Raw genomic sequence first — 20,298 nt, 5'->3', positions numbered from 1 at the left:
GACCTGCTGCAAACGGTGTCTAGGCTGTTCGCGCCTTGCGGCTGGCGTACTGGCTATACATGCGCTGGTGGTTCAGCGCGTCCTGCTTTGGGGCAACGCCGAACATCCGAGAATATTCGCGGCTGAACTGCGAAGCGCTTTCGTAGCCAACTTTGTAGGCGGCTTCCTCGACGCTTGCAGCGTCCGCGACCATCAGGCGTCGCGACTCAAGGAGGCGCAACTGCTTCTGGAACTGAAGCGGTGTCACCGAGGTGAGCTGCTTGAAATGCTGGTGAAACGATGACGGGCTCATGCGCGCGACCTCTGCCATTTGCTCGACACGCAGCGTCTGGGTGAAATTGGCGCGCAGAAAATAGATCGCCTTGGCCACTCGCATGAAATTCGATTCGGGCAGGGCCAGGCTGCAGAGTTCGGCGCCATGAGGGCCAGTCAGAAGCCAGTAGCAGATCTCCCGCATGACAGATGGGTAGAGGATCGGAATTGCCTTGGGCGTCTCGGACATCCGGATCAGGCGCAGCACGCATTCGGCCAAAGGTTCGTCCACCTTTCCAACGAACACGGATGGACCGGGCGTGGCAGACGAAATGGGCGGCGTCTCCAACTGTTCCAGCACCTCGCGCAGCATCGTCACGTCGAGATCGATGGTGACGCCCATGTAGGGCATATGTTCACTTGCCTCGACAACCCGCCCGTTGGCTGGCATTTCCATGCTGACGACCAGGCATTCCATGGCGCCATAACGAAGTGTCTCTTCGCCGAAGAGAATTTCTTTTGCGCCCTGAGCCACGACGCAGAGCGACGGGCGATAGATCTGCCGCATCGGCATCCGCTGCTGATAGGAACGGATGATGTTGACGCTCTCGATCTGCGTCGGAAACAGGCCTTCACCGCCGCCCTGGCTTTCGATGTATGCGGTGATCCCGCCCAGCAGCGATGACGACACCCGAACCTCTGATTGGTTTCGAGGCCAGCGCAGCACTCGCCCTTCAGCCGGCAACATATCGCCGCCTGCAGGAATAGGCAAGTTTATTGAGGTATTCGGCATTCTTGTCATGAGAGACTTCCTCTAGCTTGATGATGTCACTCACAGCTAGGGAAGCACCAAGCATGACAGAAACGGCCGCTTCGTCAATAGATAAGCAAGCTGGTCTACCCATCATATCTAATGCGAGCGGCGATGAATACGTCGAGGGTCGGCGCCTCACAATGCTGCTGATTACCCTATTTCTTGTCAGCGCCACTTCGCAGATCGACCGGATGCTTCCCTTCGTCCTGGCCGAGTCAATCAAGGAAGAGCTCCATCTGAGCGACACCGAGATAGGCTTGCTTACTGGCCTCGCCTTTGCGGTTTGCTACACGCTTTTGTCGATGCCCCTCGCCCGCGCCGCCGATCGAGGATCGCCCCGCTCCGTCCTCCTTTTATGTATCTTGCTCTGGAGCGCGATGACATTGCTCGGAGGCCTCGCCATGAGCTTCCTGTTCCTCGCCTTTACCCGCTTCGGAGTCGCTTTCGGCGAAGCCGGCGGAACGCCCTCCAGCCACGCGATCATCGCCCGGAAGATCCCGCCCTCGCGACGCGGGTTGGCGCTCGGCATTTTCTCGATGGGCATTCCACTCGGCACCATGGTGGGCTTCTCCGTTGGCGGTGCGATCGGGGATACGCTCGGCTGGCGTACAGCGCTGGTCGGGGCCGGCGCCATGGGCGGTCTTATCGGCCTGCTGTCGTTCGTTGTCGTCGGCCCGACCCCGGCGCTCAAGCGCACGGCGGCCAATAGCGAACCGTTCTTGAAGGCAAGTCTGCGGTTGCTTTCCTCCTCGGCATTTCATTGGCTGTTTATCGGCTCGATCGCACTCGGTTTCGCCGCAGCACCGTTTTACGCTTTCGCGGTTCCTTTCCTGATCCGCACTCACGACTTCAGCGCCAGCGAGGCTGGTTTGGCGTTCGGACTGCTGCAAGGCCTGATGGGGATTTGCGGAACACTGATAGGTGGGCGCCTGTTTGACCGCGCCGTGCGCTCCCGCACAGGTAGGGTCCTCGGGCCGCCCGCAATCCTGTTCATGATCGCGAGTCTGACGACGACCGCTGCGTTGCTCGCGCCGGTCGGGTGGCTTTCTATCCTCCTTTTCGTCCCCGGTATGTTGTCCTTCGCGTTTTTACTCCCCTGGTGCTTCGGCGCTGCCCACTTGGTGGCAGGCAAGGGCAAGGAGGCGATGGCGACGAGCCTTGCGATGATCGGCTCCGGTCTTCTGGGGCCTGCACTCGGCCCCCTTGTCGTCGGCATGATCAGCGATGCGGCGACAGCGGCGCAGGTTCCCAACGGTCTTGGGCTCGGTCTGCTCACCGTCCCAGTCGCAAGCATCCTGACCGGCATCGCCATGCTGATCGCAAACCAGCGTATTGCTGCCTCGCTCCGGCGGCCGTGACCGCCGAAGGGCCACGGTCGTAATCCCCAAGCTTTCACAATTTCTGCGAAAGAGAGGTTCTTTCAATGTCCGAACCGGTAACGCCCGTCGCACCGTCTTGGCGCTCGCCGCCCCAGCGTCACCAGGTCCGCGGCCATGTCCCCTTGTGGCCGCATCGGCGAACTGGAGGATGTAGTCATGGCCATCGCCGTCTTGTGCACGGGCGACGGCGAGTGGATCAACAGCCACCTCTTCGCCAACGGAGGCTTCTTCTGATCGGCCGGGGCTGGTTTCGCGCCGCCGTGTGGCGCCGCAACGAGACGGACGATCAGCAACGCAACGCGGGCAATAACCAGGAGAAACTGCATGGTTGAGTTGGTCGTCAATGGAAAGCCATTGAGCGTCGACGCAGAGGTCGACAAGCCCCTCCTCTGGGTGCTCCGTGAAGATCTCGGGCTGCTCGGCCCGAAATACGGATGCGGCATTGCCCAATGCGGGGCTTGCCGGGTCCTCATCGACGGAAAGTCCACTCCCTCCTGCATGACGCCAGTCGGTTCCATCGCGGGCGCTTCGGTGGTGACTGTTGAGGGGCTAACGCAACCGGGCGGCATGCTCTCCGTCGTGCAGCAGGCTTGGATCGACGAGCAGGTGCCACAATGCGGATTTTGCCAACCCGGCTTCATCGTCGCCACCACGGCGCTGTTGGAAGCGACCCCGCGACCGACCGACGCCGAGATCGATGAGGCGATCACCAATATCTGCCGCTGTGGGACCTACCCGCGCATCCGCCGCGCGATCCATCGCGCCGCCGACATGTTGGCCGAGCGCTAAGGAGACAGTCATGGCCCGTTTTCTCTCCCGTCGCGGCTTCCTGATCACCGGCGCGGCCCTTGGCGGCACCGCCCTTGTCGCCGCCGTCGGCGGCGTCGGCTATCTCGCCACCGTCGATGTCGACGGCCTTCATGGCCATCTCGACGGCGAGCGGGCCGCTCTCAATGCATTCCTCGTCATCCAGAGCGACGGCCGGGTGGTCGTCAATGTTCCGCGCACCGAGATGGGCCAGGGCATCCATACCGGCCTTGCCATGGTGGTGGCCGAAGAACTGGATATCCCTTTCGACGACCGCATTATTGTCGAATTCCCGACGGAGGCGCATCCAGCCTATTCCGTGTGGTTCAACATGCTGCAGATCCGCCCGGAAGAGGCGTCCGGACCGGTTGTTTGGGTAGGTCGGCGCGTGCTGGGGCAACTGGGCTTCATCGCCACCGGAGCGTCAGGCTCGACGATGGGTATGTGGCACCCGATGCGCGTGGCCGGCGCTTCGGCCCGCCACATGCTGCTGGCGGCGGCGGCGGCGCGGCTGGATGTGCCGGCCGCGGAGCTTGCCACCGCCGACGGATTTGTTCGCCATGTGTCGTCCGGCCAGAGGCTGTCCTACGGCGAGCTTGCCCGCGAGGCCGCCCTCCTGCCACCACCCGATCGCCCAGCGCTGAAACCCGCCTCTGAATGGCGGATCATCGGCCGCTCGCAGCCGCGGGTCGATCTGCCTGCCAAAGTGCGGGGTGAGCCGGTCTTCGGCATGGACATCGCTCTGCCTGACATGGTCCATGCCGCCATTCGGCATGCGCCGGTCTTCGGAGCCAAGGTGGGCCGCGTCGTTAATGAGGCCGAGGTTCGTGCTGCGCCCGGCGTGCGTGACGTCGCCGTCATCGAGGGGCAGAAGGTGGCTGTGGTCGCGGCTTCATGGTGGCACGCCGAGCAGGCCGCCTGGCTTCTCGATATCGAGTGGACCAAGACCGATGCGGACGGTGTCAGCAGCACCGAGATGTCAGCGCGACTTGGATCCGCGCTCGCAAGCACGACCCCGTACGAGCATGTCAACGAAGGCGACACCGGTTCCGTAATCACAAATGCTTCGACGGTGGTCGAGGCGGATTACACGGTGCCATTCCTTCCCCATGCCTGCATGGAGCCGATGAATGCGACTGTTTTCGTCCGCGACGACTTGACCGCAGAGGCCTGGGTCTCCTCGCAATCGCCGATGGCCGTCCGGCAGGGCGTTGCCCGTGGCGCGGGGTTGGCAGGAGTCGAGCCAACCTCGGTGACCTGCAACATCACCATGAACGGCGGCGCCTTCGGCCGGCGCAGCGATCAGGACGTAGTGGCCGAGGCAGCTTTCCTCGCGGCGCGGCACCGTGGGCGGCCGGTCAAACTGATCTGGTCGCGCGAGGAGGACATCGCACGCGGACTATTCCGCAGCCATGCAGCCGCCCGACTGCGCGCTGCCCTCGGGCCGGACGGCCTGCTGGTTGCCTATGACGCGCTAGTCGCGACGCAATCAGTCATCGAATCGGTCGCCAGCCGCAACCTCCCCGTCAACCCCGGCCCCGATGGGGATCGCATTTCGGTCGAGGGGTTGGACAAGCTGCACTACGCCGTCCCCAACCGGCGGATCCGCAGCCAGCATGTGCCGAGCCACATGCCGATCCACTTCTGGCGGTCGAACGGCTTCTCGTTCAACACCTTCTTCACAGAAAGCTTCATCGATGAGTGCGCCCTGGCTGCTAAGGCGGATCCTTTGGCCTATCGCAGGGCACTTCTTCGAGACAGCCCGCGCCACCTCGCCGTGCTCAACCGCGTGGCCGAGTTGGCCAAATGGGGCACCCCTATGGCGCGAGGTCGCGGGCGCGGCATCGCCATCGAGGAGTGCTATCGCAGCGTCGTGGCGCAGGTTGCCGAGGTGACGGTGGCCGCAGACGGTGAAGTCACAGTGGACCGCGTCTTCTGTGCAATCGATGCGGGGCTCGCAATCAACCCCGACGCTGTGATCTCCCAGATGGAGGGCGGCATCAGCTTCGGCGTGACGACCGCGCTGATGAGTGCCATTTCGCTCGATGCCGGCGCCGTCGCGGAATCGAACTTTCACGATTTCCCTATGCAGCGTCTGGCCAACGCGCCGGCGATTGAGGTCGCGATCGTCGATAGCGGCCTGCCGCCGGGCGGGGCGGGCGAGCCGGGGATCGTGCCGGTCGCCGGCGCGATCGCCAACGCCATCCACGCAGCCACGGGCCGGCGGATACGATCGTTACCGCTGGCCGTCACCGAGACCGTGGACGAACGCCGAACCCGGACGGTTTTGCCCCCCGTCCCGACGTGAGGCGTGTGTGCTCGCCTCGGATCAGGAAAGCTCATGCTCGACGAGCCGACCAGAATTGCCACTGATCCTGTCTATCTGCGGGCGGCTCCAGAGTCACCGGAGGCGGCTCACCTCCCTTCAGGTCGCGCGGTCCACATCCGGCGAAAGCTGCCCCAGTCATCGATCGAAGAGGAATGGAATTATGGATTTTGATCCGGTAGCAGCCATCATGGCGTGGATCGGCGCGTATGGGCTTCTTGGTCTTTTCGCCATCGCACTGGCCGAGCGCTTCGTGCCGGTCATCCCATCCTACGGGCTGCTGCTTGCAATCGGAATCGGCGCAGCGGACGATGCCTGGTCGCTGCCCGCTGCATTCCTTTCAACGGTCGCTGGCGGTATGTTCGGCTGCGCAGCCTTGTTCTACACCCTGCGTAGGTTGGGCACCACGCGGTCCGTGCGCCTCCTGAACAGAGCTGGGCGGATCTTCGGAATGTCAGTCGATCGCATTGAGCGCGGGACTTCGTCATTCCGCCGGAACCAGGCAACGCTTGCGTTCGCTCTCCAACTCGTCCCCACCGTCCGCCTGTTCGCTCCGGCCTTCGCCGCCATTCTGCGCGGAAGGTCACGAAGCGTGCTCGTGGCATCGGCCGCCGGCATTGCCGTCTGGAACGGGCTGTTCATCGGCATCGGCTTCTACGCCTCCCACACGATCGAGACGGGGAACATGACGGTCCTCGCTTTGGCAGCCCTGGGCTGCCTGCTCGTTGCGGAAGTAGCCCTATTCTGGCTCGCACGATGGGTTCGCGCCCGTAGCAGACGGGTGCGCGCGCTATGCCAAACCTGATGACATCTGGCGGGGGCGCGCAATCGACAATGCCACAAGCCCAAGAACATTCGGGGTGATATCCAATGAAACAGCAGCGTATGGCCGAGACGTTCGGCTTCTTACGAGCCTGGCTTAAGAATCCTCTACGCGTCGCCGCCGTCGCGCCGTCGGGACGGGCGCTGGCCAACCTCATCACCTGCGAAATCTCGCGCGACACCGGGCCGGTGATCGAGCTTGGCCCCGGCACGGGCGCATTCACACGCGCCTTGATCGCCCGTGGCGTCAGAGAGGAAGACCTAACGCTGATCGAGTTCGGGTCCGAGTTCGCCGCTGCGCTCCATTTCCATTATCCAAGAGCACGCACGCTTTGGATGGATGCCGCCCGCCTGCGTACGATCGACCTCTTCGACGGGATGCTAGCCGGCGCCGTGGTCAGCGGCCTGCCTGTGCTGTCGATGCCGCCCCGTAAGGTGATCGCGATCCTGACCGGCGCATTCCGCAAGATGAGGCCGGACGGCGCCTTCTATCAGTTTACCTACGGACCGCGTTGTCCGGTTCCGCTTCGATTAATGGACCACCTCGGGCTCCAGGCGGAACGGATCGGTGGCACGCTCGTCAACCTTCCTCCGGCGGCTGTTTACCGGATCAGACGCACGCCTTCCGATCATTTCCACCGTGATCGCGTCTCATTGAGGCAGCACGAGCCATTTGGACAACACTGGAAAGGCGCGAACGGAGCTCTGATTTGTCCGAGCTGGCGTCTTGGAGCGGGCAACTGCGCAACAACCTTCATGTCGCCGCGAGTGGCGTGTCCTGCCAACCTGTGAAGCACGCGGTTTTAGCCATTGAGCGGATCGGCCGCTTTCGCGACCGATTTACCGATAGGGACGGCACGGGCGGCGATGTCGAAATTCGCTAGGGTATTTCCGTCTCGATGAAGGAGGCAAGAGCTGCACCTTGCCTCCTCCTAAAATCTTACAGGTCCAGCTGTGATTTATGTCTTAGGCCGAATCCCCGCAGGCTCTGGGAAATTGAAGGTTCCCCCTCGAGCCGCTTTTCTGAACAGCAACATGCGACGCTCTCCATAAGGGACGCTCTTCGCCCTTGATCCGCGAGAGCGTCTACTAACCGAAGTTGAAATCTCATTGGCCCGTCCGAGCACGAGCTGTTGCTTGTGCCGCCCGGATCAACCCCTGGTACTGGGTATCCTTGCCGGGATACCAAGGCATTCGTGCAATATCGGCGAAACCTGGGAGCGTCTCCATATGCTGCACCATGCGCCCGCGCATCGCCTCGTCGGGTAGGGGACCGTACATGGCCTGGACATTGTCCTCGGCATGCTCCGGATTGGAAGTACCACATAGCACTGTCGTGACCGCTGGATGGCCCATGACCCATTTCAGGAAGAACTGCGCCCAGGTGGCGGCTTCGAATTCCCGCGCGAAGTCCGGTAGCGGGCGACCTTCGACCACCTTCATCAGACGCGCCTTTTCGAGCGGAAGGTTGATGAGGACCCCGACCCCGCGATCGGCGGCGGCCGGTAGCAGGCGGCGCTCGGCGCTGCGGTTGAAGATCGAATAGTTGGTCTGAACGAAATCAACACCGCCACGCTCCACGAGTTCGGTGAGCTGATCCTGGGGTCCGGATTCATGGTGAGTCACGCCGACGTAGCGAATGCGACCTTCCTTCTTCCAGGCGTGCATGAGGGGCAGGACCACCGGTGCGTTGACGATGCTATGGCATTGCATGAGGTCGATCGTGTCGCGCCAGATGCGCAGCCTCGACTGCTCGAAACTAGCCACAGCATGGCTCTCGTCGCCGAGATATTCGCCGGTCGACCAGATTTTATTGGCGACGAAGATCTCGAATGCCTCCGGAGTACCCGCAAGGAACGCGCCAACAGAAACTTCCGCCGATCCGTAGAGGGGCGACGTGTCGATGACCCGACCGCCGCCCGCGACGTAGCGCCGAAAGACCTCGCCGAGGCCGCTGCGGTCGTCACCCGGGCGGGCGTCAAAGGTCAGGAAGGTGCCAAGACCGAGTGTGGTGAGGGTCTGCTGCGTTTTCGGAATCGTTCGTGTTCGTGCGGATTTCGGGGCAGCCGTCGCCGGCACGCCCGTCTGGCTCTGGGCGTTGACACCACCGGGAATGAACGGTGTTGCAGCCAGTATGGTGGCCCCTGTGCCTAGAGTACCGATGAAGCCGCGCCGGCTTACACCGGAATTCTGCTGTTCGCTCATGCAATAGTCTCCTTCATTGAAAGCTTGCCTTAGGCACGGACCTCTGCGCATCGCGGGCTGGGTGGCCGAACCACCTAGAACAGACCTTCGATGCGGATCGGCGGCTCTCGAAGACGCCGCCCAGTGGCATGAGAGATCGCGTTTGCGCGCACGACGGCTAGGTCACTGCTGCTAAGCGACGTGCGATGACCGCTCCGACCCGCGAGGAGCCGATGGCGCGGCGCGTTTGGATGGCTGGCATACCCGTTGTTCAGACCACAAAGTCGAATCGTGCGAACTGACCGTCGCCTGCGGGGCTAATGGTCATGAGCAGCGTTTCGTCGAAGATCCGGTCGCGCGCATTGCCCGGCTCGCCTGGGAAAAACAGCTGCGTTGTCAGGACAACTCCGCCCGGACGCTGAACCCGGAAATGAAAGTGGCGCGTGCGTCCCGGATACAACGCCGGCACCACGGTATTGAACCACCAGCGTCCCTGCTCGTCGGCGAACTGATGCCCGCGCAGGCGGAAGCCCAAACGATCGTACTCGCCGTTTTCGTCCGCCTGCCAGATTTCGACGAGGCTACGCGACGTGGGGCGACAGCGATCATCGAGGACGTAGCCGGCCACGGTAATGCGGTCGCCGCGGGGCGCCTCCAGATATAGATCCTGTTTCAGAGGTGAGTTCGGCTTGAAGAACGGGCCGGCCTCGCGGGCAGGCGTCGGTTCATCTCCATCGGTGCAAGCGCGCGTCAGCGGCAGCGACGGCGCCTCCTGTCCGAAAGCGACCGCTTCGGAAAGCGGCACGAGCGGCATGGCGAGAAAACCCGAAAGAAGTGCACGCCTTGATGTCGTCATTGCGGGGCCTCCGTTGCTCACCGAATTAGAACTGCCAACTGACCGGGACCCAGGCATAGGCCGTGTCGGTCTTGAGTATGCGACCAAGACCCGGGAATGGATAGTGGAAGCCGAGAACGAGAAGCCGGTCTGCCGCCGCCATGTCGAAGATGCGGCGGCGGGATGCGAGTGCGGCGTCCTTGTCGCGATCTGGCCCAGGCGTCCATGGCCGGTCGACATTGACGATCGGGTGGTAGGCGAGATCGGCGGTCAGCAGGAGCTGATCGCCCCCCGATTGAACAAGGAAGTTTGCCATGCCGGGGGTGTGGCCGAATGCTGGAAGCGTCGTCAGACCGGGTACGATCTCCGCGCCGGCTTCATACAACTCGATCCCGTTGGTGACCGGTTCCACGCTCCGCTTGATGGCCGCTGCGAAATTGCGACGGAAATCCTCGGGCACCGGCATATAGGAAAGGTCGGGATCGTTGCGGACGAAGAAGTCCCAGTCTGCCCGTGGCGCAAAGATTGTCGCGCGTGGGAAAGCCTTGCCGCCGTCCGGGGTTCGAAGGTTGCCCACATGATCCGGATGCGTGTGGGAGACCACTACGACGTCGATGTCCTCGGGCCGCAAGCCCATAGCCGCCAGGTTCTCGAATATGCGGCCACCTTGTGGTCCCATGGTCTGCCCGGCTCCGGCTTCGAGAAGGATCCGCCTGCCGTCCGCCTCGATAAGAAGCGTGTTGAGATTGAGCGTCAGGCGGTCCGCCGGCAGGAAGGCGCGTCTCAGAACCTCCTGCAATTCCGCTTCCGGCGCATCGCTGGCGTAGACTCGCGGAGGGCCGCCGATCAACCCGTCGCTCAACACGGTTGCCGAGATGTCGCCGACGCGAAAGCGGTAATGGCCGGCATTGCGTTGTTTTGCCTGCTGCGTGTCAGGTGCTGTTTGCGAGAGGACCGCAGCGGTCGGCAAAAAGAAAGCCGAGGCGCCGGTCGCGGCTGTCAGCATGATCTTGCGGCGATTGAGTGTGAGTTCGCTCATAGTTTTGATCCCGTTGATATATCTGCTGGCAGGTGCGCTTGATTTGAGCGTCGCCAGCAAGCGCCGCGATATCGCCGCCTCGCTTCTGTTTCCCAAGGATGACAGAGCTGGGGCGTGCGGATAAGCTAACGAAAATGGATCAGCCTATTAAGCAGGACTTTGCAATGCGACCGCTACGCCTAGACAGCTTAGAGATTTTTGAGGACGTCGTGCGCTGCGGCGGCTTTAGAGCCGCCGCGCTCGGCAGGGGCGTTTCGTCATCCGCCATCAGTCAATCGATCAGCGTCCTCGAGGAAGCGCTGGGCATTCGGCTGCTGAATCGAACGACACGCAGCGTCGCGCCGACGGAAGCAGGCGAGCAGCTTCTCGAACGGCTAAGGCCGGCGCTTCACGACATCAGAGCAGCGATCGACGATCTAAATCAGCTTCGCGAGCGCCCATCCGGCACCGTACGGATCAATGCACCAGGTCCGGCCGCCGACCATATCCTCTGCCCCCTGGCCTTCGAGTTCATGGAAATTTATCCGGACATCCATGTCGAAATCGTCAGCGATGCTGCGATCATTGATATCGTCGAGCAGGGTTTCGACGCCGGTGTGCGCTTCGGGAACCAACTCGCCCAGGACATGATTGCAATGCCCCTCGGTCCCGCCCTTCAATATGCCATCGTGGCCTCGCCCGATTATCTTCGCAGGCGCGGTCGCCCTGACTCGCCGCTCGATCTCCTGCAGCACGACTGCATTCGTCGCCGTTTCCCCGGCGGAACCATGGCGATGTGGAATTTTGAAAGAGACGGCGAAGAGATGGAAATCACGCCGAACGGCCGGTTGACGCTGAGTTCAGCGCAACAAGAACGGCAAGCCGCGCTAGCGGGATCGGGAATTGCTCACCTGTTCGAAGATTACGTCCGTGACGATATCGAACAAGGCAGAACTATCGAGCTGCTCAGCGACTGGAAAAAGAAATTGCCGAGTTGGTATCTGTATTATCCGAGCCGGCGGCATACGAGCGCAGCCGTGCGGGCCTTTCTCGAATACGTCCGTAACCAGAGATGGTAGTCAGAGAAGCCGGGCGGGCGGAAGAAGCCGATAAATCCGTAGATGCGGGCGAGTTCGCATCCGCCTGCATCTACCACCTTCGCCACTGTCGGCAAAACAGCTGAAGTAGCGAGTTTTGGCACCGTGACGTTTCAGCAGATCAAGTAGCTTAGGATTGACATCTGGGGCCATCATCGCACTGGCCGGCAACCGCTCGCCTCGCCGCTTCGGACACTTAGAGGCTTCATTAAGTCATAGCGACGGGACGTTATCTTTACAGGGATCTCTGCACGTCGTCACAACACTATTTCTTTTCGAGAGGGCCGCTCTTATCAAAGACTATAAGAGCGCCTCCTCCGACGCGCGCCTTACGCGCAACGTACTGTGCGGCTGGCATATTCGCTATACAGGCGCTGTTGGTTTATCGCGTCACGCTTCGGCGCAGCGCCAAACATCCGGCCATATTCGCGGCTGAATTGCGAAGCGCTATCGTAGCCGACCTGATAGGCAGCCTCTGCTACGCTTGCAGCTTCAGCCACCATCAGTCGCCTTGCCTCGAGAAGGCGAAGCTGCTTTTGGAACTGGAGTGGCGTCATCGAGGTGAGCGCCTTGAAGTGCTGATGGAACGACGACGGGCTCATTCGCGCGACCTCGGCCAGATGCTCCACATGCAGCGTCTCGGCGAAGTTCGTGTGCAGCATGGAGATGGCTTTCACGACCCGCTCAATATTCGACTCGGGTAACGCCAACCTATAGAGTTCGCCTCCATGCGGGCTGCTCAGAAGCCAGAAGAAGATTTCGCGTATGATGGAGGGGTAGAGGATCGGAACCGCTTTCGGCGTCTCCGACATCCTGACAAGACGCTGGATGCAATCCGCCAGATGTACATCGACCTGGCTCACGAACATGCAGGGACCGGGGCTGTCAGGTGGAACAGGCGGCTCATCCAATTGTTCAACCACCTCGCGCATCACCGTCACGTCCAGATCTATTGTGACGCCGATATAAGGCGAGCTGGGGCTGGCTTTGATGATCCGCCCGCTGGCCGGCAGTTCCACGCTTACGACAAGGCACTCCATACCGCCGTAGGACAGCATGTCATCGCCAAAAAGGATCTCTTTTCCTCCCTGGATCACGACACACAGCGATGGCCTGTAGATCGCCCGCATCGGCATCATCATTGCCTGACAGGAACGGACGATGTTGAAGCCGTCGATCGGCGTCGGAAACAGACCCTCACCGCCACCCTGACCCTCGATGTAGGCGGCAACCGCCGCAAGAAGCGATGACGACACGCAAGCCTCCGGTTGGCTGCGATGCCAACGAAACAGACAATCGATTTCCGGCAAGGGATCACCTTTTGCGGCAATAGGCAAGTTTCTTGAGAGTTCTGGCATTCTGTTCACGGTGCACTCCATCTAGCCTGAAGGTGCCAAACAAGCGAGGAGTTCGCCGAGCATGACAGAAACTGTTTTCAGGTCAATAGATGTTCAACCGGGTAAACTACCGGGCGTCTAGGAAAGGGGGCCAGTCTCGACTGGCCCGCTGACCGCAGACCGATGCGCCGCTGCTTTCCTCCGCCAACACAAACGGCATTGCCGCACACGCCGAACATATCGGGCGCGGCACGCCCCCGTGCTGCCTGCGCAACCTTACCGAACAAGTCTTGAAACAGCCTCAAGAAAGGAGACTTTTGAAATGTCCGATACTGATAGCTCCCGCCGCACTTTCATGGCCCTTGCGGCCGCTGCGCCTGCTGCTCTCGCGCTGACGAGCGTGGCTTCGGCCCAGACGTCCGCAGTCGGCACAGGCCCCCTGCCCGGCCCCGGTCGGGCCGCGGTCGTTACCGGCTCATCGAGAGGCATCGGCGCCGCCACCGCGAAGCGTCTGGGCCGCGACGGCTATGCCGTGACCGTGAACTACCTCACCAACCGCGACCTGGCCGCTCAGGTCGTGGCCGATATTCAGGCGGCTGGTGGTCGCGCTATCGTTCGCCAAGCGGACGTGGCAGATCCCGCAGCGGTCAAGGCGCTTTTCGACGCCAATGACGAGGCTTTCGGTGGCGTCGATGTGGTGGTCAACAATGCCGGGATCATGAATGTCGGCCCCTTTGCTCAAATGACCGACGCGGCGTTCGATCGAATGATGGCCACCAACGTGAAGGGAAGCTTCAATGTGTTGCGCGAAGCGGCTCGACGGACGCGTGACGGGGGCCGGATCATCAGCCTCAGTTCTAGCATCATAAAGACGCCTCCCCCGGCAACTGGCGCATATGCGGCCACAAAAAGCATCCAGGTGCTCTTTTCCAGCGTCCTCGCGAAGGAACTGGCCGGCCGCAACATCTCAGTCAATTCTGTAGCGCCCGGCGCAGTTGACACGCAACTCCTCCGTCAGCACGGTGAACAAGCACTCCAAGGAATCCCCGAGCAGACTCCGCTCGGTCGCCTGGGACTGCCGGAAGACATCGCCGGCGTTATCGCTCTTCTTTGCTCTCAGGACGGTGCCTGGATCGATGGTCAAAATCTATTCGCGAACGGCGGCCTAGGCTAAGGTGGAGCAACCCGCTTGCCCGTGCCGACGAAGCCGCTAAGCGCCGTCCCCGATGGCACAAGCTGAATGCAATCAAAATCGGATCAGAGGGCCACTGCACCCGGTCTCGAAGGTCCGCAAAGGAGATCGCTGGATACCCCCATCAGCTGGCGGTCTCCAAAGCCACCGAAGACCGTTTCCCGATACGAGGCTTCGGTGGCTCCATCCCATCGCAACGAGTAGAGACGAAGCTTGTGGGATTCGACTGGCGACTGCATTCGGGCCTTGATCAACGCCTATGGCACCATAAGTCGACCTTGCCGTTTTACCCTGGAGTGCTTCATGCTGATGCTACCGTAAAGGTCAATGTCTTGACCTTCCGTACGGGCTCGCCGAGCGCATAGAGGCGTATGACTCAATCTATATCCTTAGACATGGTATACGGCTAAGCGCGCAGCCCTGGAAACTTGTCAATCTTGATAGGACTGAAACAAACCCCTTTGTTTCGCCAAGTACCTGATAATTCATCTATCGTTGATGTCCGAAACGGAACGAATTCCCATGGTCAGATCGCCGCGGCAAGGCGGCGGGGATCACTCCCAATGGGTGGCTCTCGGTGGCAGCCCGTTACTACCGTGAGGTCGCAATTATCCGCTCGTTGGAACAATCCGACTCCCATCACTTCCAGAACCGCCGATCTGGTTGTTGGCTTGGTTAGCGGCCCTTGCCTCTTCGGCGACAAGCCCTGTGAACACGCCGAGATCGAGAGGAGCTCTGCGTGCCGGCGTTCTTCAGAGTGAACTGTCCGAAATGCGGCCCGTTTGATATCGCCCCGATTTCAGTCGTCCCTGTCCAGCATAAGGATGACGGCGTCGCTGCTCGAATTTCCCTGGAAGTGGCCGACCTAGCTTGGCGAGACACGCGAGCTTGATCGCCGGTCTACACGGTTGACACGATCTACGACATTATGGCCCTGCCAGAAAGAAACCCGTTCGCGTGATTTGATCTCTACTCCGCAGGCACGTCCGCGGTCGAGTGAGAGCGAGGTGATCTCGAGGTTCTGATGCTAGCCAGAGTTCGCATTGCAACGTACAACATCGGGATGAAGAATATGCCTAGAAAAGTCGCGGAGATCATGCCACCCATCACCCCGATACCGATCGAATTCTGACTACCAGCGCCGGCGCCTGAGGCGGTTGCCAGTGGCAAGACCCCCAAGATGAACGCGAAGGAGGTCATAAGGATGGGTCGGAGGCGTTGACGCGAAGCCTCGATTGTCGCTTCCAGAAGACTCCTCCCCTTCGACTCCTCTGATGTCGCAAATTCAACGATCAGGATCGCGTTTTTTGCTGTAAGGCCGATCGTCGTAAGTAGCCCGACTTTGAAGTAAACGTCGTTCAGCTGGCCGAATTGCGTCGCTGCTATCAGGGCCCCTAAAATGCCCACCGGAACTGAGAGCATGACGGAGAATGGAATTGTCCAGCTTTCGTAAAGCGCAGCGAGTGCCAGAAAAACGACAACCACCGAGATGATGTAAAGCTGAAGAGCTTGATTGCCTGCAAGCCGCTCCTCCGCTGAAAGGCCAGTCCATTGATGGGAAAAACCCTCCGGCAGATCGTCAACCATGCGATCGATTTCCTCCATCGCTTGACCAGAGCTCACTTCGGGAGAGGGAGAACCCTGCAGCTGCACCGCTGAGACACCATTATATCGCTCCAGCCTCGGCGAACCAAAGCTCCATTGTCCGGTCGAGAAGGACGACAGGGGAACCATTTCACCTAGGTTATTGCGGATATGCCACCTCTCGAAATCCGCCGGCTGCATGCGAAATTCCGCGTCGGACTGCACATAGACGCGCTTCACGCGGCCACGGTCCAGGAAATCGTTGATGTAAGTGCCTCCCCACGCCGTAGTCAGCGTCGTGTCGATATCTGAGAGCTGGATGCCCAACGCGCTCGCCCGGTCACGATCTATGGACACGGAGTATTGGGGAGTATCCTCCTGCCCGTTTGGACGAGTCCCCGTCAGTCCTGGATTTTGCGAGGCGGCACCCAACAGTTGGTTACGAGCAGCCATGAGCGCTTCGTGGCCGGCATTGCCAGTGTCGCGGAGAAAGAAATCAAAACCGCTATTGTTACCGAAACCTTGGATCGCAGGGGGAGCAAGCGCGACCACACGTCCATCGGGTATCTTCGCAAAAGCGACCATGGCCCGTTGCGCAATCGCCGCCGCCCTGGATTCCGGGGTCTGCCGTTGCTCAAAATCCTTAAGGGCCACGAATACGGTTGCGACGTTCTGGCCTTGCCCGCCAAAACTGAAACCCACCGAGCCAAATATCCCGTCAACGTAATCACGTTCCTTCGTTAAGTAGTGCTCGATCACCTGATCAAGAACCCGCCGGGTTCGATCAGCCGTTGCGCCAGGTGGCAGCTGAACCGCGGTCACGAGGCGTCCTTGATCCTCTTCCGGAAGAAACGCAGACGGCAGCCTCGCGACCAGAACGCCAACGGCAGCCGCGACGGCGATGAACATGACGAGGCCAATAACAATGCGGCGAAGCAGGGCGGCGGTGGCACGTTGATAGACACTGGTGAAGCCAGCAAATCCTGCATTGAACAATCGAAAAGGTAAAGCCTTCGCCACTCCGTGCTTTGGTTTGCTGAGCAGCGAGGAGCAAAGAGCTGGTGTCAGCACCAGCGCGACAAGAACAGAAAGGACCATTGCCGTGACAATTGTCACTGAAAACTGCCGGTAGATGATGCCGACGGAGCCCGAGAAGAACGCCATCGGAATAAACACCGCGGCAAGAACGGTTGTGATCCCTATGAGAGCGCTGCTGATCTCGCCCATCGACTTGATTGTTGCCTCGCGTGGGCCGAGATCCTCTTCCTCCATCACGCGCTCAACATTCTCGACAACGACGATGGCGTCATCCACCAGCAGGCCGATCGCAAGCACCATTCCAAACATCGTCAGGGTGTTGATGGAATAGCCGAATAGCCCCAAGACGGCGAATGTCCCCAGCAGCACGACTGGAATGGCAAGCGTGGGAATGATGGTGGCTCGGATATTCTGCAGGAACATGTACATGACAACGAAGACGAGCACGACGGCTTCGATAAGGGTTACCACCACACCTTCGATTGACAATCGCACGAATGGCGATGTGTCGAATGGGTAATGTACATCGACATTGACCGGGAAAATCACACGTTGCCGCTCGATCTCGGCACGTATTCCTTCGGCCGTCTCCAGCGCGTTCGCCCCGGACGTGAGTCTGAAACCGATCCCTGCAGCAGGCATGCCGCTGTACGTGCTTGAATTGGTGTAGCTCTCGGCTCCCAGCTCAACCGTCGCAACATCGTTCAGGCGGATCACGGAACCGTCAGCAGCGCTATCTAGGATGATCGCCTCGAACTGCTCTACGGTTTGCAGACGGCTACCGGCCGTCACCGTCGCGTTGAGTTGCTGGCCACGTCTTTGCGGTAGGGCTCCGAGTTGCCCTGCGGAGACCTGAGTATTTTGTGCGCGCACCGCCTGCGTCACGTCGCTCACCATCAACCTGTGCTGAGCCAACTTGTCGGGGTCAAGCCAGATGCGCATTGCGTAACGATCCGAGCCTAGAAGCCGTGCCTCACCAACGCCTGGTACACGTCGCAACGTGTCCATAAGGGAAGTATCAATGAAGTCGGCGATATCGTTCCCGTTTAAACTTCCGTCCGAAGACGCGAAAGCTGCAATCAGGAAAAAGCTTGCGCTCGATTTCGAGACAGTCAATCCGCTATCCAGGACCGCCTGCGGCAACCGCGCCTCAACGAGCTGAAGATTGTTTTGCACCTGCATTTGCGCAACGTCGGGATCGGCCTCGCTGGTAAATGTCAGCGTGATCGAAACCTCTCCGGTCGCCGCGGAGCTCGACGAGATGTAGTCGACGCTGTCGATCCCGGTCATGCCTTGTTCGATTACCTTTGTAACCGAATCCTCAACCGTCTTAGCGTCAGCTCCGGGATAGTTTGCGGTAATTCGAACGGCCGTCGGCGCGATCTGCGGATATTGGGATATCGATAACGTCGGGATCGACAGAGCCCCCGCCATCATGATTGCCATGGCAAGGACGAATGCAAAGATAGGCCGTTCGATGAAGAAGCGGGACATAGAGGTATCTCCTACTGAACAGCCGAGGACGGCGAGCTTGCTGGAGCGCGGGCGTCACGCATTGGCTCGCGCGGCGATGCGGGTGCTTCCGAAACGTTTCGCACCTCGCCCGTGTCATCTTCGACGACTACAGCCTTTATCCGAACCTGCTGTCCCACTGCCGCTCGTTGAAATCCCTCCACAACAACACGATCACCCTCGGCCACACCATCAGTGACAAGCCAGTTGTTCCCGACAGTGCGATCAACGCTAAGAATACGCTCCTCAATCTTCATCCCGTCGGTTACGAATCTGGCGGTTGCTTGTCCGCGGGGATTACGGGAGACAGCGCGTTGTGGCACGAGGAAACCGTTTTCGACAAAGCCCTCTTCAACCAGTGCACGCACATACATACCCGGCATCAGGATTCCTTCCGGATTGGGAAAGACGGCGCGCAGCGAAACCATGCCGGTTGATTGCGACACTGCTGATCCAGAAAACTGCAATTTGCCAGGATGCGGATATCGCGCGCCGTCCTCGAGCTTGAGCTCGACCGGTACAAATTCACCGTTTGATCCGATGTCATTTGATGATCGCGCTCTATTCAACGCGAGAAGGCTAGCACTCGACCTCACAAGATCGACATTGATGATATCGTGTCGGCGAATAACAGTTAAAGGGGTCGCTTGGTCCTGTGTGACAAGCGCGCCTTGAGTAACGGTCGAAGCGTCCACGCGCCCATCAATCGGCGCTACGATCGTGGTATAGCCAAGCTCGATGCGGGCCGTTTCCAGCGCTGCTGTTGCCGCTGCAACGTCCGCCTCCGATTGGAGCAATTGAGTGCGCGCCTCGTCAAGCTCCTGCTGGCTGACCGCATCATTTACGCTCAGCCTCTGGTAGCGATCAAACCTGGCCCGAGCGCTCGGCACGGCGCTCTCAGCCCGTTGCAGGGCAGCCTGCGCGTTTCGATAGGCGGCCTCAAAGGGAGTTGGATCGAGTTGGTACAGGACATCTCCGGCCTTGACGAAACCGCCTTCCTCGAAAACTCGCTCGCGGATCGTGCCTGTCACTCGAGGTCTGACCTCAGAGATCAGATGGGCATTTGTTCTTCCCGGTAATTCACGCTTGAGCGTGACCGCCCTCTGCTGCAGTTTCTGAACGCTTACTTCCGGAGCTTGACCCTTGGCCTGCTGCTGGGCCGCGACTTCGGCGTTGCAACCTTGAAGGCCGAAGGCCCCCCATAGAACAAGTATCAAAAGTGGGATTGTTCGGTAACGTCGGATCATTCGAGACACCATGTAATTAGGGGCGGGAAGCCCGACGCGAGCGTTGCTCTCATGGGCAGTCAGGGAAGGGTAACGGGGAGATGTCGCGCTGATGTGCCGGAAATCCCCGTAAATGTATCAATGTGTGATCGAGCCATCACGAAGGAAGCCCGAACCGCATCGATAATGTTGCGATGCGGCAGTTTGCGACAATTTCCCTGTTTTGCGGCACACGCGTGCGACAAACGCCTTCTATGTTTGGATGCGTCCAGGAGACGCTATCGAAACTGAAGGAGAAACTCATGACCAGGATCGTCCTATCCACCGCTATCGCTGCACTGCTGGCTTCGGCCACGTTCGCCGTCCCGGCACTTGCCGAGGGTGATTATTATGAAGGCGCATCCAAGAGCGGCGGCGCTTCGCCGCGCTCTGCCAATCCTCTGCGGGCCGACAGCACCAGGACCTTCGGTTATCCGAACCAGTCCGGCCAGTCGGTGTTTGGCAAGACCACCCGCGATGATCGTCGCGCGGTCGACAGCGGCGACTATTATGAGGGCGCCAACCGTCCGAACTAACAGCTCGCAGTTCATTCAAGGCACCGTCCGCGGCAAGGTCGCAATATTGCCGCGGCGGCCCCTCTTCGGTCTGAACAGAATTCAGGCGGATGAGCGGGAACCCAAGTTATCAGTTCCGCTGAATTACCGTCTCGGAAGTTCATGGGTAGGGCCGATCCCCGTCGCAGCCTGGGGCGGTTGAACAACTTCCTCGGCGCGATATGCCGGCCCTCGCCTAAATATGCGCTCGAAGGCCCGTCAAAGGGCATTGGCGTTGCACGACAGACACCGGAACAGCGATCATGCCCTGAGACTGAAGGC

15 protein-coding genes are annotated in these 20,298 nt (G+C 60.3%); 8 read left to right on the top strand and 7 right to left on the bottom strand.

Features of this window, described 5'->3' with window-relative positions; all coding sequences use genetic code 11:
- Positions 1-19 precede the first annotated feature (19 nt).
- The gene (locus tag C5L10_RS23295; RefSeq protein WP_205837089.1) at positions 20-943 is read right to left on the bottom strand and encodes an AraC family transcriptional regulator; all 924 of its coding nucleotides are present in this window, start codon (positions 941-943) and stop codon (positions 20-22) included.
- 164 nt (positions 944-1,107) lie between these two features.
- Between C5L10_RS23295 and C5L10_RS23290 the strand changes: the two genes are divergently transcribed.
- The 5 genes from C5L10_RS23290 to C5L10_RS23265 all read left to right on the top strand — a co-directional run bounded on the left by C5L10_RS23290 (position 1,108) and on the right by C5L10_RS23265 (position 7,192).
- Positions 1,108-2,424, top strand: coding sequence for an MFS transporter (locus C5L10_RS23290; protein WP_105431610.1), 1,317 nt, complete (start codon positions 1,108-1,110; stop codon positions 2,422-2,424).
- Positions 2,425-2,769: 345 nt separating this feature from the next.
- Entirely contained in the window at positions 2,770-3,234 is a 465-nt protein-coding gene (locus tag C5L10_RS23280) for a (2Fe-2S)-binding protein (RefSeq protein WP_105431608.1), read from the top strand.
- A gap of 10 nt (positions 3,235-3,244) precedes the next feature.
- On the top strand, positions 3,245-5,560 hold the full coding sequence (locus C5L10_RS23275) for a molybdopterin cofactor-binding domain-containing protein (protein WP_105431607.1): 2,316 nt from the start codon (positions 3,245-3,247) through the stop codon (positions 5,558-5,560).
- 181 nt (positions 5,561-5,741) lie between these two features.
- A complete protein-coding gene (locus C5L10_RS23270; RefSeq protein ID WP_105431606.1) occupies positions 5,742-6,383 on the top strand; it encodes a DedA family protein in 642 nt (213 codons plus the stop codon).
- Between the two features lie 65 nt (positions 6,384-6,448).
- Positions 6,449-7,192 carry a class I SAM-dependent methyltransferase gene (locus tag C5L10_RS23265; protein ID WP_245448134.1) on the top strand — a complete coding sequence of 248 codons (744 nt, stop codon included), beginning with the start codon at positions 6,449-6,451 and terminating at the stop codon, positions 7,190-7,192.
- A gap of 315 nt (positions 7,193-7,507) precedes the next feature.
- Here C5L10_RS23265 and C5L10_RS23260 read toward each other — a convergent pair whose 3' ends face one another.
- The 3 genes from C5L10_RS23260 to C5L10_RS23250 form a co-directional block, all read right to left on the bottom strand.
- A complete protein-coding gene (locus tag C5L10_RS23260; RefSeq protein ID WP_105431605.1) occupies positions 7,508-8,605 on the bottom strand; it encodes an aldo/keto reductase in 1,098 nt (365 codons plus the stop codon).
- A 250-nt stretch (positions 8,606-8,855) separates the two neighbouring features.
- Entirely contained in the window at positions 8,856-9,440 is a 585-nt protein-coding gene (locus C5L10_RS23255; protein ID WP_105431604.1) for an intradiol ring-cleavage dioxygenase, read from the bottom strand.
- Positions 9,441-9,465: 25 nt separating this feature from the next.
- Positions 9,466-10,425: an MBL fold metallo-hydrolase gene (locus C5L10_RS23250; protein WP_105431634.1), complete on the bottom strand. Its 960-nt coding sequence runs from the start codon at positions 10,423-10,425 to the stop codon at positions 9,466-9,468.
- A gap of 131 nt (positions 10,426-10,556) precedes the next feature.
- On the opposite strand from C5L10_RS23250, the gene C5L10_RS23245 reads away from it, so the two are divergent.
- Complete coding sequence (locus C5L10_RS23245; protein ID WP_172717134.1) at positions 10,557-11,516, top strand: LysR family transcriptional regulator; 960 nt, start codon at positions 10,557-10,559, stop codon at positions 11,514-11,516.
- Positions 11,517-11,863: 347 nt separating this feature from the next.
- Here the strand turns inward: C5L10_RS23245 and C5L10_RS23240 are convergent, their stop codons facing one another.
- Complete coding sequence (locus C5L10_RS23240) at positions 11,864-12,790, bottom strand: AraC family transcriptional regulator (RefSeq protein WP_205837088.1); 927 nt, start codon at positions 12,788-12,790, stop codon at positions 11,864-11,866.
- A gap of 403 nt (positions 12,791-13,193) precedes the next feature.
- Here C5L10_RS23240 and C5L10_RS23235 point away from each other — a divergent pair, with 403 nt between their 5' ends.
- A complete protein-coding gene (locus tag C5L10_RS23235; protein WP_105431603.1) occupies positions 13,194-14,045 on the top strand; it encodes an SDR family oxidoreductase in 852 nt (283 codons plus the stop codon).
- Positions 14,046-15,032: 987 nt separating this feature from the next.
- On the opposite strand, the gene C5L10_RS23230 is transcribed toward C5L10_RS23235, so the two are convergent.
- Both C5L10_RS23230 and C5L10_RS23225 read right to left on the bottom strand, forming a co-directional pair.
- A complete protein-coding gene (locus tag C5L10_RS23230) occupies positions 15,033-18,179 on the bottom strand; it encodes an efflux RND transporter permease subunit (RefSeq protein ID WP_105431602.1) in 3,147 nt (1,048 codons plus the stop codon).
- Between the two features lie 11 nt (positions 18,180-18,190).
- The gene (locus C5L10_RS23225) at positions 18,191-19,444 is read right to left on the bottom strand and encodes an efflux RND transporter periplasmic adaptor subunit (protein ID WP_105431631.1); all 1,254 of its coding nucleotides are present in this window, start codon (positions 19,442-19,444) and stop codon (positions 18,191-18,193) included.
- 281 nt (positions 19,445-19,725) lie between these two features.
- Between C5L10_RS23225 and C5L10_RS23220 the strand changes: the two genes are divergently transcribed.
- Positions 19,726-19,998: a hypothetical protein gene (locus tag C5L10_RS23220; RefSeq protein ID WP_105431601.1), complete on the top strand. Its 273-nt coding sequence runs from the start codon at positions 19,726-19,728 to the stop codon at positions 19,996-19,998.
- Positions 19,999-20,298: the final 300 nt, after the last annotated feature.

The sequence above is a fragment of the Neorhizobium sp. T6_25 genome (assembly GCF_002968555.1).
GTDB lineage: Bacteria > Pseudomonadota > Alphaproteobacteria > Rhizobiales > Rhizobiaceae > Neorhizobium.
The sequence above is the reverse complement of the archived record's forward strand: the minus strand, read 5'-3'. Positions and strand labels throughout refer to the sequence as shown.

Bases quoted from the DNA above. Each gene is read 5' to 3' on its own strand.
- C5L10_RS23290 (WP_105431610.1), top strand. From the start codon at position 1,108: ATGACAGAAACGGCCGCTTCGTCAATAGATAAGCAAGCTGGTCTACCC.
- C5L10_RS23280 (WP_105431608.1), top strand. From the start codon at position 2,770: ATGGTTGAGTTGGTCGTCAATGGAAAGCCATTGAGCGTCGACGCAGAG.
- C5L10_RS23275 (WP_105431607.1), top strand. From the start codon at position 3,245: ATGGCCCGTTTTCTCTCCCGTCGCGGCTTCCTGATCACCGGCGCGGCC.
- C5L10_RS23270 (WP_105431606.1), top strand. From the start codon at position 5,742: ATGGATTTTGATCCGGTAGCAGCCATCATGGCGTGGATCGGCGCGTAT.
- C5L10_RS23265 (WP_245448134.1), top strand. From the start codon at position 6,449: ATGAAACAGCAGCGTATGGCCGAGACGTTCGGCTTCTTACGAGCCTGG.
- C5L10_RS23260 (WP_105431605.1), bottom strand. From the start codon at position 8,605: ATGAGCGAACAGCAGAATTCCGGTGTAAGCCGGCGCGGCTTCATCGGT.
- C5L10_RS23255 (WP_105431604.1), bottom strand. From the start codon at position 9,440: ATGACGACATCAAGGCGTGCACTTCTTTCGGGTTTTCTCGCCATGCCG.
- C5L10_RS23250 (WP_105431634.1), bottom strand. From the start codon at position 10,425: ATGCTGACAGCCGCGACCGGCGCCTCGGCTTTCTTTTTGCCGACCGCT.
- C5L10_RS23245 (WP_172717134.1), top strand. From the start codon at position 10,557: ATGACAGAGCTGGGGCGTGCGGATAAGCTAACGAAAATGGATCAGCCT.
- C5L10_RS23235 (WP_105431603.1), top strand. From the start codon at position 13,194: ATGTCCGATACTGATAGCTCCCGCCGCACTTTCATGGCCCTTGCGGCC.
- C5L10_RS23230 (WP_105431602.1), bottom strand. From the start codon at position 18,179: ATGTCCCGCTTCTTCATCGAACGGCCTATCTTTGCATTCGTCCTTGCC.
- C5L10_RS23225 (WP_105431631.1), bottom strand. From the start codon at position 19,444: ATGATCCGACGTTACCGAACAATCCCACTTTTGATACTTGTTCTATGG.
- C5L10_RS23220 (WP_105431601.1), top strand. From the start codon at position 19,726: ATGACCAGGATCGTCCTATCCACCGCTATCGCTGCACTGCTGGCTTCG.